The sequence below is a fragment of the Mesorhizobium vachelliae genome (assembly GCF_033977325.1).
GTDB classification, from domain to species: domain Bacteria; phylum Pseudomonadota; class Alphaproteobacteria; order Rhizobiales; family Rhizobiaceae; genus Mesorhizobium; species Mesorhizobium vachelliae.
This window is the reverse complement of record NZ_JAVIIR010000020.1, coordinates 70,384-82,544: the sequence shown is the minus strand read 5'-3', so window position 1 is coordinate 82,544 and position 12,161 is coordinate 70,384. Positions and strand designations below refer to the sequence as shown.

Below are 12,161 nucleotides of genomic sequence, written 5' to 3'. Positions count from 1 at the left end.
ACGGCTGGGTAGTTGGTCGACAGAGGCTGGTCAGATGCTGGCGTCATCGTGACGCTCACAAATTTGCAGCTCGGCGCGCAGGGTGTCGACGAGGGTCACCGCGACTTGCTAATGCATTGCCTTTTTTGGGGAAGTCCGCGTCGTGCGCGATGATTTCGACAATGGCATCGCCGATTTAAAGCAGGTCACATTTCACCATCGATGGCTTACTTGGTTCGACAGCGGACCCCGGCTTTCTTCCATGCCGACCGGCAAAGTCTGGTCATAGATGGGTGTTGCGCGTCCTTTTGGGGTCGGATTTCAAGGTGCGGCGAGCCCGGCCTCGCGCCGCAAATCGTCGGCTCTGTCAGTCCTCTCCCAGGTGAACTCGGGCTCTTCGCGGCCGAAATGACCATAGGTCGCAGTCTTGCGGTAAATCGGGCGTAACAGATCAAGCATCTTGATAATGCCCTTCGGTTTGAGATCGAACAACTCAGGAATGAGCTGCTCGATCCTTCTTTCCTCGACCCTTGCTGTCCCGAAAGTATTGACCATGACAGAAACCGGACTGGCCACGCCGATCGCGTAAGCAAGCTGCACCTCACAGACATCCGCAAGTCCGCTGGCCACCACATTTTTCGCGACATATCGGGCGGCATAGGCAGCCGAGCGGTCAACCTTGGATGGGTCCTTGCCTGAAAAGGCGCCGCCGCCGTGACGCCCCATTCCGCCATAGGAATCGACGATGATCTTGCGTCCGGTGAGGCCGCAGTCGCCGCGCGGCCCCCCGACCACGAACCGCCCTGTTGGGTTGACCAGAATTCTGATGTCTTTCGTTTCCAGGTCGGGCGGCAGGACTGGCTTTATTATTTCCTCAATGACCCCCTCGCGAACTGTCTCTTGCGAGACCTCCTCATTGTGTTGCGTCGACACGACGATGGTATCCAGGGCGACGGGGCGCAAGCCCTCATAGCGCACGGAGACTTGGGATTTCACGTCGGGGCGCAACCAGCTAAGATGACCTGCCTTGCGAACATCCGCCTGTCTTTTCGTCAAACGGTGGGCGAGCTGGATCGGCAAAGGCATCAAAGTATCGGTCTCGCGGCATGCATAGCCGAACATGAGGCCTTGATCTCCTGCTCCCTGTTCGAGATCTTGTCCCCGACCTTCGTCAACCCCTTGGCTAATGTCGGGTGACTGCTCGGTGAGGGCATGAATGACGGAGCAACGCCGGCCGTCAAAGCCGACCGCCTCATCGTCGTATCCAATATCAACAATCGTATCGCGGGCCACTTGGCCGTAGTCGACCGTCACATCGCTGGTAATCTCGCCAGCAAGAACGACGGTTCCTGTCTTCACCAAGGCTTCACATGTCTTCACCAGGGCTTCACAAGCGACGCGCGCCTTCGGATCGAAGCGCAAGACTGCGTCGAGGATTGCGTCCGAGATGTTGTCGGCGAGCTTATCCGGGTGTCCCGCGCCAACCGATTCGGAAGAGAAAACGAACTGCCTAGCCATGAAATGCCTCGCTTCGGTGTTGGAGTTTGCATGGGGCATTCTTGCTTAGCCCGCCTTACCTGCGGGTGATGCCCGGGACCTCGAACGCAGCGCATAAGTCGGCAACGTCTTTTCGCACGCAGGCATGAACATCCGGATTGTTCGGCTGGCGACAGACCAGGTCAATAAAGGCGGCGATTTGCACCATTTCCCCCTCGCGCATGCCCATTGACGTCACCGCTGGCGAGCCCAAGCGAATTCCGCTTGTAACCGCCGGATCGCGCGGATCGCCCGGCACCATATTAAAGTTCGTAATGATGCCCGCCTTTGATAATCGCTCGGCATAGGCCTTGCCCGACAGTGGTCGATCGCGCAGGTCAAGGATGAGCATGTGATTGTCGGTCCCCCCGGTAACCAGGTCATAACCTCGCTCAAGCAGCGCCTGGGCAAGAGCCTTGGCATTCTTGACGGTCTGTTGGCCGTAGATACGGAATGCCGGGGTCGCCGCTTCCTGTAAGGCGACTGCTAGCGCAGCGATAACATTCATATGCGGCCCGCCTTGCAGGTGAGGGAAGACCGCGCGATCAATCCGCCTGGCGAGATTGTATTTGTTTTGCGGATGATAGAGCGCCTGATAACGATCCTCATTCCTCGACAAAATGAAGCCACCGCGGGGGCCGCGGATCGACTTATGAGAGGTGCTGCTGACGACGTCGCAATGGCGCACGGGATTCGGATGCGCTCCTGCCACAATCAGGCCGCTGATGTGCGCAATGTCGGCCACGAGATAGGCGCTCGCCTCCCGAGCAATTTCTGCCATTGCCGCGTAGTCAAAGACACGCGGATAAGCAGTTCCGCCGATCCATATGAGCCGCGGCCGTTCCCGCTTAGCTGTCTCGCGCAAGAGGTCATAGTCAATTTGCTGGGTCTTTTCGTGTAGCCCATAGGGGACTCGTCGGTAGTCGGTTCCGGAAAAGTTGATAGCCCAACCATGGGTCAGATGACCCCCTTCCGGAATGGGCAAGCCCATGACTTTGTCGCCGGGCTTCAAAAGTGCGCGATAGACAGCCTGATTGGCCGGCGAGCCGGAATAGGGCTGGACGTTGGCGTGTTCGCTTCCAAAAAGCTTCTTCAAGCGCTCGATGGCGAGGTTCTCAAGCTCATCGACAATCTCGTTTCCCGCATAGTAGCGCGCACCTGGGTACCCCTCGGCGTACTTGTTTGTGAAAATCGACCCGGTCGCTTCGAGCACCGCCGAGGAGGCAAAGTTTTCAGAAGCGATGAGTTTGAGCGTCGTGCGCTCCTGTCGCTCTTGTCTCAGGAGCAGTTCGTGAACGCAGCTATCAACCGAGGCTAAGGAAGTGCGTCCGTAAGTGTCGGGCTGCGCGATGGCGCGCTCGGCAGCGTTGTCCATCATGGGCTCGCGCTCCAATCTATTTCACGATCAAGCAGGCTGTCCCCTTCGGCTGCTCGTTTCGTATCGCCTCGAGTCGTTGTAAGTCTCGTTCATGATGGCCATCGCAGTGGGGCAGGAGATCGACTAGCAATTGGACCAGACCACCGTGCTTGTCTCCTGGCTTGAGATGATAGGAGCGCCACGGGCGCTGTTCGTCGCAGCAAAGAAAGTCGGCTCTGGCGAGTAGCCGGACGTGTCGCACAACGCGATCGCGACGCAGATCCAAAATGTCTGCCAGCTCGCAAACTGTTAGATCCGCATGCGCGCAAAGCCCCAGGATTCGAAGGCGATCAAAATGCGCTGCCGCCCGTAGGCGACTGACCAGTGTCATCATTGTTCAGCATCAAGCCACATTGGAAAGAATGGACATTCGTTGCACTGAATTTGTCATTTGGCGTTCTCCGCAGATGTTGCAGCTTTCGACCCTCTTGCTTTATCACCAACCAGACGCTCTGAGCGGTCGCGCAGATACGTACTAATTTCCACGCATGTAATTGTTTCGAACCGACGGTGATTGAGTTGGAGCAACCATGACGAGAGCTCTTCTTGCTATTGCCTTTAGTCCTAGATTTCGTGCGGTTCGGCGGTCGCAGAATAGCAAGGACCGCGGTTTTGAGTCCTCTGGCTGACCTGATACGTTGAGATAAGCCTACCATTCTCAGCGATGTCGGGTTGCTAAGAGTCTATGAATTTCTTTGAAGAAACCGTTGCAATGTCTGCTCGCCGAGATGCCGGTCAAGATGGGCCGAACCGCATAGTTTCAAACCAATGGGGCAACATGGTAGGGATGGAAGAATGCCAAAAACATCCTTGCGTCGAAGCGCACCGATCGTGGTACGGGGCCTGCGGCTTTTGGACTTTGAAGACGTGCTCGACAAGTTCGAGGCCAGCAGTCGCAACAGCGCTGAGATGAACTCACAGGGCGTGAAAAGCGCTTGATGGTGGTGCCTTGGTTACGCTCCAGGCAGCGTGACCGTCGACGCCACTTCGAAGACGTCAAGCAGAATTGCCGACCCGACGCCACAGGCGGTCAGGATGAGGCCGGCCATGAAAATGCGGTTGGCGCGTTCGTAGACGTGGCGTCGCAGCGAACTCATGTCGAGCAACAGCGATAGCGCCCGCATCTGCGAGGCTATGCCGACCAGGATTGGGACCACCGCGAACAGGTCGTAAAATCGCCACGGCACTGGGTTCGCCGCCCAATGTGTGACGAAACCCAGCGAAAACGCCAGCAATATGCCGACGACGGTGATCGTGCCGTTGCGGAAGACGGTCTCGATCGGTTCTTCCTTGGGGTTGTGCTCGTCCAATTTCCTCTCTCTGCAGGTCTGCGCATTAGTCGCACAGATGTGAACTGATCCCTAAGATCCTTCGAAGACTGGAGTTTGCCGACTTCGGGCTGGTCGCGTCATCGCGGATTGATCAATGAGTCCACCTCTTGATACAGGAAATGAGCAAAACTAAGTCGGCATGGGCGCGCGATGCTGAGGAAGGGTGCCAGTTCCGAGCGGGCCGCTGTTGGCGCGCGGTGCGGAGGGCGACATGAAGTTCCGTCTGACCGTATCCTGGCCGGCGGCATTGAGGACGACGAGAAAGCGGCTGGCGGCATCATAAAGGATATGGCTCGATTGAATTTCCTGGAGCGCGGCCATCTTTGATCAGGAGGGCCTGCACACTCCGTGCCAGCAAAGCAGCTCAAATATGCGCCCGCCACCTTGCTCATATTCTGCGAGCCTCAAGAATCGCCGTCACTTTTGCATCGTTGAGGACAGCGATTGCGCTCGGCTCAAGACGCGGCGTCATAGGTCGCTGCCGTGAAGAACACTTGCCATAGGGCATCCTCATGCTGACGGCTCAGGTTTGACGATGAACCATCCCACTCAGGAACTACACATCTAGCTCGCCGCCGCTTATTGTCGACCGAACCGAAATCATTCACCAATCGACGAACCAGATCCACAAAAGTGGTCAGGATCCAGATGCTTTCGTCATGAGGCACCGGCCGGCGAACATGATCCTTCGAGGCGAAGCGAGGGCGACTATCGCGAGCCCGATCCTCACATCGGGTTCTTCGAAATCTTTTCGAAGACGAGAAGCTTGGCCTGGCGCACGGCTTTCTCAATCGAATCCCCGATCGCCAGATACGCCGCTATTGCGCATGCAGCCCGTCCCGCGCATCGATCCGGCCAGCCTGGGCATGTCGAAGCGGATAGGCTCTTCTCCGCCGCTCAACAGGATATCCGTCGATCTGGGTCCAGTTGCATGGCCGCCCTTGATGAGCAGCGCCTGCGGCCCGTCCGCAAGCAATCGCCGCCCCTGCCGCAGCGCATCATCGTCGTCCACGGCCAAATCCGAGCCGGTCAGGATCGCCAGCTCGATGAGGTTCGGCGTGACCAGACGGCAGAGCGGCATGAGATCGCGCTTCAAGACCCCGATCGCACCCGGTTCCAGCAGTTGCCTGCCCGACGAGGAAGCCAGCACCGGATCGAGGACGGCCGGTATCCACGGATTTTCGCAAAGCACGGCGGCAACCGCCGCGATGATGCAGCCCGTTGAAAGCATGCCGATCTTTATCGCCGACACTTTGTTGGCTCGCAGCGCCGCGCGCATCTGATTGGCGACGAGGCCGGGTTGCATATGGTGGACTGCCGTGACGGATTGATGCGTCTGCACCGTTACCGCGGTGACGGCAACGCAAGTGCGCAAGCCGATGGAAGAGATCGTCTCGATGTCGCGCGCAATTCCGGCACCGCCGCTGGAATCCGATCCGCCGACGACAAGCACATGCGGATCCCGGTTCAGCGCCACCGCTCCGTCTTTCCGATCCATTCCCTGGTGCGCGCCTCGGGATCGGGATTCAGCGTTATGTCCGTAACCACCGCCGCGCTGTCGGCGCCGGCTTCGAAAACGCCATCGAGCCGCTCGGGATTGAGGCCGCCGATGGCGACCAATGGAATGGGTACGACGCTGCCTTTCCATGTCCGGATCCTTTCGAGCCCCTGCGGCGCCCATTTCATTTTCTTCAGGATGGTCGGATAGACGGGACCCAGCGCGACGTAGTCGGGCCTGGCTGCCATGGCCGTCTGCAGTTCGGCATGATCATGGGTGCTCAGTCCAAGCCTGATGCCGGCCTCCCGTATCTCAGGGAGGCTGGCCGTTTGCAGATCTTCCTGGCCGAGATGGACGAAGTCGCAGCCCTCCTCGATCGCCAGCCGCCAATGATCGTTGACGATGAGCCGGCAATCGTGTCGTGCGCACAGGGCCTTTGCCTTCCGGATTTGCGCGCGCAGCCCGTCCTCATCCATGTTCTTGATGCGGAGCTGCACCAGCCTGACGCCGAGCGGCACCAGCCGCTCGACCCAGGCGGCGCTGTCGACGATCAGATAGAAGGGATCGAGCTTCATGAAAAAACCGCCCTGCCGATTGTAGGCGTCGATGGCACGGCGACGTCGCGCGGCTCGAGCAGTCCCGAGCCATAGGCTTCGCGGTCGGCATCGACCGCCTTGCTGAAAGCGCGCGCCATGCCCACCGGATCGGCTGCCTTGGCGACCGCCGTGTTGAGGAGCACGGCATCGAAGCCGAGTTCCATGACGATGGCCGCGTGCGACGGCCGTCCTAGCCCCGCATCGACGATCAGCGGCACGTCGGAAAAATGTCCGCGCAGCGAGCGCAGCGCCATGATGTTGACCGGCCCGAGCGCCGAGCCGATCGGCGCGCACCACGGCATCAGGACCTTGCAGCCTGCCTCGAGCAGCCGCTCCGCGACGACGAGGTCGTCGGTGGTATAGGGGAACACGCTGAAGCCGTCCTCGCAAAGGATACGCGCGGCCTCGACCAGGCCGAAAACGTCGGGCTGCAGCGTGTCGTGGTTGCCGATGACCTCTAGCTTGATCCAGGACGTGCCGAAGACCTCGCGCGCCATCTTCGCGGTCGTCACGGCTTCCTTGACCGAATGGCAGCCAGCGGTGTTGGGCAGCACCCTCACACCGAGCGAACGGATCAGCGACCAGAATTGTTCGCCGCCCCTGCCGCCGGCCATTTCCCGTCGCAACGAGACGGTGACCATCGAGGTGCCCGATGCCTTGACCGCTTCGGCAAGGATCGCCGGCGAAGGATATTGGGCGGTGCCCAGCAGCAGACGCGAGGCCAATTTTGTCCCGAAAAGATCGAACATCGGCTAGCCTCCCTGCATGGGCGACAGGATTTCGATCCGATCGCCCTCGCTCAACTGGAATTCCGGCCGTTTGGCCGCGGGCACGACATCGCCGTTCAGCGCGGTGGCGAGCCAGCCGCCCTCGTAGTCCAGCTCCTTCAAAAGGGCGTCGAGCGTCGCCGCCTTGGCTTCAAGCGCTTCGCCATTGACGATCAGCTTCATTTTTGGACTCCAGGCCGGCAGATGAATTGCCGGCAGATGAATTGAAGAGAAGGCCGGCAGCCTGCTCGGCCATGGCCGGTGAAAGCAGGAAACCGTGCCGATAGAGGCCATTGACCGTGATCGTGCCGTCCTTCCAACACTTCACCATCGGCAGATTGTCGGGATGGGCAGGGCGCACGCCCACTCCTGTCTCGACGATTTCGGCCTCGCCGAACGCCGGATGGAGTGCATAGGCCGCGTTGAGGAGCTCCATCAGCGAACGGGCGGTGATCGGTCCGTCATGGTCGCTTTCGATCATGGTCGACCCGACCATGAAGTGATGATCGGCCCGCGGCACGACATAGATCGGATGGCGCGGATGGAGCAGACGCACCGGCCGGGTGAGCGAGACCTCACGCGTGCGGAGGAGCAGCATTTCGCCGCGCACGCCGCGCAGATCGTCGTCGGCCCGCGCGATGCCCGTACAGTCGATCACCTGATCGAAGTCGGAAAGGGCCATCTCGCCCACCTCGAAAAGGAAGACGACGCCCATCGCGCGCAGTTTATCGACGAGGGCTTCGAGAGCCCGACGGGGATCGAGATGAGCTTCGCCGGCAAAGAACAGGCCCTGGCGGAAGCGACCGGCAAGATCGGGTTCGAGGGCGGCAATCGCCTCCTCGTCGACGGACTCGCAATTGCGCGTACGAGCCGCAAAACGCGCGAGCTCGGAGGCGTCGCGCGCATGGGCGACGACGAGCGTGCCGGCCCTCGTCACGAGCCCGGGCAGTGCCCTTTCCCACCAGTCGGCCGAAACCTTGCCGAGCGTGACAACCGCCTCGTCCGCGCTTTCGCCTTCGCACCAGGGGGCGAGCATGCCGCCGGCGAGCCAGGAGGCATTGCCGCCTATCTGGCTTTGAATTTCAACAACCGTGACCGACGCACCCCGCACGGCCAATTCATGGGCGACGGTGAGGCCTGCCACACCGGCGCCTTTGACAAGGACGCGGCGCATGGCTCAGTGTGTCTCCTGATCTTTCTGCGCCAAGGCCTGTTTTTCCGCCCCGGGCGGTTCGACCGGCATATAGAGATCGCCGCCAGCGCGATATTTCTGTGCCATGGCCGCCATCCCCTCCTTCTGCGCTTCAGCGCGAATGTCGTGCGAGATGCGCATGGAGCAGAATTTCGGCCCGCACATCGAGCAGAAATGCGCCAGCTTGTGTGCTTCCTTGGGCAAGGTCTCGTCATGGAGCGAGCGCGCTGTCTCGGGATCGAGCGACAGGTTGAACTGGTCTTCCCAGCGGAACTCGAACCGTGCCCGCGAAAGCGCGTCGTCACGGATCTTCGCCGCGGGATGCCCCTTGGCAAGATCCGCGGCGTGCGCGGCTATCTTGTAGGTGATCACGCCGGTCTTGACGTCGTTGCGGTCTGGCAGGCCGAGATGTTCCTTCGGCGTCACATAGCAGAGCATCGCCGTGCCGAACCAGCCGATCATGGCGGCGCCGATTCCCGAGGTGATGTGGTCGTAGCCCGGCGCTATGTCCGTGGTCAGCGGCCCCAGTGTGTAGAATGGCGCTTCGCCACAGACGGCGAGCTGCTTGTCCATATTCTGCTTGATCTTGTGCATGGGAACATGGCCAGGGCCCTCGATCATCACCTGGCAATCCTTTGCCCAGGCGATCTTCGTCAATTCGCCAAGCGTTTCCAACTCGGCGAACTGGGCTCGGTCATTGGCGTCGGCGATCGAGCCGGGACGAAGGCCGTCGCCGAGCGAGAAGGAGACGTCATAGGCTCTGGCGATGTCGCAGATCTCCTCGAAATGCTCATAGAGGAAGCTTTCGCGGTGATGGTGCAGGCACCATTTCGCCATGATCGAGCCGCCCCTGCTGACGATGCCAGTAACCCGGCCGACGGTGAGCGGGATGTAATGCAGCCGCACGCCGGCATGGATGGTGAAATAGTCGACGCCCTGCTCGGCCTGCTCGATCAGCGTGTCGCGATAGACTTCCCAGGTCAGGTCCTCGGCGATGCCGCCGACCTTTTCCAGCGCCTGGTAGAGCGGCACGGTGCCGATCGGCACCGGCGCGTTGCGCACGATCCATTCGCGGATGTTGTGGATGTTGCGGCCGGTCGATAAGTCCATCACCGTGTCGGCGCCCCAGCGGATCGCCCAGACCATCTTTTCGACCTCCTCGGCCATCGAGGAGGTGACGGCGGAATTGCCGATATTGGCGTTGATCTTCACCAGGAAATTGCGGCCGATGATCATCGGCTCGCTTTCGGGATGGTTGATGTTGGCGGGAATGATCGCGCGGCCGCGCGCCACCTCGTCGCGCACGAATTCCGGCGTGACGAAATCCGGGATCGTCGCGCCGAACGCTTCCCCGTCCTGTTGCAGCTTGCCACGCAGCATTTCGCGGCCAAGGTTCTCGCGGATGGCCACGAATTCCATCTCGGGCGTGATGATCCCTGCGCGCGCATAGGCAAGCTGCGTCACCGCCTTGCCGGCTTTCGCCCGCAACGGGCGGTTGCGGATGGGGAATTCCGGCGTCAGCCGTTCGCCGGTCGCAAATCCGTTGTCCTCCGGCCTCACATGGCGGCCGTCATAGGCTTCGACATCGCCGCGCGCCGCGATCCAGTCCTGACGAAGGCGGGCAAGACCCTTTTCGATATCCGTTTCGATCGCGGGGTCGGTATAGGGGCCTGACGGGTCGTAGACCGTCACCGGCGGCTCGCCGGCAGTCGGATGGACCGCGATCTCGCGCATCGGCACCCTGATCTGCGGATGGAGGACGCCGAATTTGTGGATCTTCCGCGAGGCCGGCAGCGGTCCAGTCGATACGGTCAGGGTCAAGGCATTCATTTGAGGCTCCTTTGCTCGTTGCATTGGAGACCCAGTTCGGTGCCGGAAGGATGAAAAGACGCTTTTGGTAGGCCTGCTTGAGACAGGTCTTCGGGCATGAACGCCCACAAGCGCTTGCACCGTCCCTACGCCAGTATGAACTGGATCAGGTTCAACGGGTCACTGCGCCGCAAAGCCAGCAGTATCTCAGCCCCTTGCCGGGACTCCCCTGGTGAATGCTTTCGAATTGACCGGGCCGCCGCTATCTTGTCAAGCGCCTTCAGGCCGCGGCGCTGATCGGCTGCTGATCAAACTGGCGGAAAAGTTCGCGCACATGGCGGCGACAGATCGCGCGCCCGAGACCAGCACGGGGACGCTTGCGCCAATTAGGCCGAAAGCTTCTTCTCCCGCCTGCGCCGCGCTGAGATCGGCACCCATCATCAAGTCAGCGGTCGCTATCTTCATGCCTACGCAGCAGAGATGGCATGGCGTGAGGACAACCGCCGTTGTAAGCAATGGCGAGCAGTATCTCGCCGTCGCCAACGCCTCGCTTAATCACCCAATCAGCCGAGTGTGGACTGGATATTGGCAGCGAAGCGTGGACAAAATTTAATCGCTTTTCGCATCGAAAATCGTCTAAACGGCAACCAAATGACGGTCGACGCATTTTAAATGCGTCTAAATGCACGTTGCATATTTGCCGAAAATTGACAAATATGTGCGTTGCTTGTATGGCGCCGCCACGACAGACGGCCCAAGCCAGGGACAGGACCGGGAGAACGATGATGCCAGAGAGAGGCTTGCCGAAGAGCGCTGAACGGTGCGCCCTTCCGCGCGACATTTCCAGATTTAAAAAGCTGTACGAAAATGGTCGCGCCGTTATCAAATCGGATCCTGACAAAACCCTCGGGTATGTGTCTACCGTCGAATTGGTAAACGAGACGGTGAAAACCGCCGCGTAACCCCGTTTTTTTATTTCCTTTTAGAGGGCGAAGGTTTACCAACCTTCGCCCTCTTGCTTTGGGGCTTGGAGTTCTCGCCTGTATGATTCCGTTCGATGAAAAGAAGTTGGATGAATGGCTCGCCGACTACGAATCTTTCAACTACGCTTTCCGCGAGTTCTGTTACGCCAATTTCAAAGTGCATGGACTCGAAGCCCATTTCATTCCGAACGTCACAAAGCAGATTCACGCTCAGTGGGTGGCCGACAACCAGCAATGGCTTTCAGAGGAAACCTCTGAAAAAACGACGCGGCTGTCTCACGTAAAAATTTGTGCCCTGCTCCTTTTTAATCTGAATTCAGAGCCCTTCTTGGGCAATTTCTTCGACCACGAATATAATGAGGACGTGCCGTACGACTTCAAAGGAAGCGACGAGCAGAAAGCCACCGCTAGGCAGGACCTAATCGACGGGAGGGAATCTATCCTTGCGCTCGATTTTTGCCTCCTAATTATTAATTGGTTCGAAAGAAATCGTACGGACCGAGCCATCCCATACCGCCAACCGATGACGGCCGATATGCGCCACGATTTGCTCAATTACCTATTGGGCGGTGCCGTCGACCGAAAGGGGCTCTATCTGATATTGAAGGCTATGTATTTGCGACCGAACAGGGGCGGCGCAGCCAATTAAAGGGCGTTCATTCTTCGGCGACGGTCCCAATTCTTGGAACTTCTTATGGCACTCGCCACCTTAGCGACCAAAGCGCGGTCGCCGGCATCCCATCCCTTCGCCTCGATGACGCGCAGGGCGATTTCCCGGTTGGTTCCTTGCGGTCCGACTTGCGCCATGAGGCGCGGCAGCTCCCGCCGCTTGAAGATATAGAGTGCTTGCCCTTGGGCTTGATGTCGCGCGGATCGCCGCGATATCCGAACAGGAACAGCACTGCGTCAACGTGTGCGATCTGGGCGCCGATCGCTTCGGCCTTGGCTTTACCAGATGTGAGAGCTGCCCCCGCCAGTTCGGCACGATTTGCTACCAGTGCGGATATGACGTGCGGCTCACCCATACCGCACCATACGTACGCCATTCGTTGA

Annotated in this window: 11 protein-coding genes, 1 pseudogene and 1 riboswitch; of the genes and pseudogenes, 2 read left to right on the top strand and 10 right to left on the bottom strand. The window is 59.6% G+C overall.

What is annotated here, in order from left to right; translation table 11 throughout:
• Window positions 1–300: 300 nt before the first annotated feature.
• The 10 genes from metK to thiC all read right to left on the bottom strand — a co-directional run bounded on the left by metK (window position 301) and on the right by thiC (window position 10,146).
• Window positions 301–1,497 carry a methionine adenosyltransferase gene (gene metK, locus RFM41_RS30390; protein WP_320252908.1) on the bottom strand — a complete coding sequence of 399 codons (1,197 nt, stop codon included), beginning with the start codon at window positions 1,495–1,497 and terminating at the stop codon, window positions 301–303.
• A gap of 55 nt (window positions 1,498–1,552) precedes the next feature.
• Window positions 1,553–2,890: a serine hydroxymethyltransferase gene (glyA, locus tag RFM41_RS30385; RefSeq protein WP_320252955.1), complete on the bottom strand. Its 1,338-nt coding sequence runs from the start codon at window positions 2,888–2,890 to the stop codon at window positions 1,553–1,555.
• 995 nt (window positions 2,891–3,885) lie between these two features.
• Window positions 3,886–4,242, bottom strand: coding sequence for a hypothetical protein (locus RFM41_RS30380; RefSeq protein WP_320252910.1), 357 nt, complete (start codon window positions 4,240–4,242; stop codon window positions 3,886–3,888).
• 150 nt (window positions 4,243–4,392) lie between these two features.
• A complete protein-coding gene (locus RFM41_RS30375) occupies window positions 4,393–4,584 on the bottom strand; it encodes a hypothetical protein (protein WP_320252911.1) in 192 nt (63 codons plus the stop codon).
• A 466-nt stretch (window positions 4,585–5,050) separates the two neighbouring features.
• A complete protein-coding gene (locus RFM41_RS30370) occupies window positions 5,051–5,761 on the bottom strand; it encodes a hydroxymethylpyrimidine/phosphomethylpyrimidine kinase (protein WP_320252912.1) in 711 nt (236 codons plus the stop codon).
• Window positions 5,731–6,336, bottom strand: a complete 606-nt coding sequence (locus RFM41_RS30365) for a thiamine phosphate synthase (protein ID WP_320252913.1) — start codon at window positions 6,334–6,336, stop codon at window positions 5,731–5,733. Before RFM41_RS30365 ends, RFM41_RS30370 begins: the two co-directional genes overlap by 31 nt.
• Window positions 6,333–7,106 (bottom strand): thiazole synthase, encoded by a 774-nt coding sequence (locus RFM41_RS30360; protein WP_320252914.1) that lies wholly within the window; start codon window positions 7,104–7,106, stop codon window positions 6,333–6,335. The genes RFM41_RS30365 and RFM41_RS30360 overlap by 4 nt, the downstream gene beginning before the upstream one ends.
• 3 nt (window positions 7,107–7,109) lie before the next feature.
• The gene (gene thiS / locus RFM41_RS30355; protein WP_041003920.1) at window positions 7,110–7,307 is read right to left on the bottom strand and encodes a sulfur carrier protein ThiS; all 198 of its coding nucleotides are present in this window, start codon (window positions 7,305–7,307) and stop codon (window positions 7,110–7,112) included.
• Entirely contained in the window at window positions 7,276–8,298 is a 1,023-nt protein-coding gene (gene thiO / locus RFM41_RS30350; protein ID WP_320252915.1) for a glycine oxidase ThiO, read from the bottom strand. The genes thiS and thiO overlap by 32 nt, the downstream gene beginning before the upstream one ends.
• A gap of 3 nt (window positions 8,299–8,301) precedes the next feature.
• The gene (thiC, locus tag RFM41_RS30345; protein ID WP_320252916.1) at window positions 8,302–10,146 is read right to left on the bottom strand and encodes a phosphomethylpyrimidine synthase ThiC; all 1,845 of its coding nucleotides are present in this window, start codon (window positions 10,144–10,146) and stop codon (window positions 8,302–8,304) included.
• A gap of 104 nt (window positions 10,147–10,250) precedes the next feature.
• Window positions 10,251–10,366, bottom strand: a riboswitch (TPP riboswitch).
• 128 nt (window positions 10,367–10,494) lie between these two features.
• Between thiC and RFM41_RS30340 the strand changes: the two are divergent.
• Both RFM41_RS30340 and RFM41_RS30335 read left to right on the top strand, forming a co-directional pair.
• Window positions 10,495–10,738 (top strand): annotated as a pseudogene (locus RFM41_RS30340) (transposase); the annotation flags it as partial.
• Window positions 10,739–11,169: 431 nt separating this feature from the next.
• Window positions 11,170–11,757, top strand: coding sequence for a hypothetical protein (locus RFM41_RS30335; RefSeq protein ID WP_320235926.1), 588 nt, complete (start codon window positions 11,170–11,172; stop codon window positions 11,755–11,757).
• Window positions 11,758–12,161 lie beyond the last annotated feature (404 nt).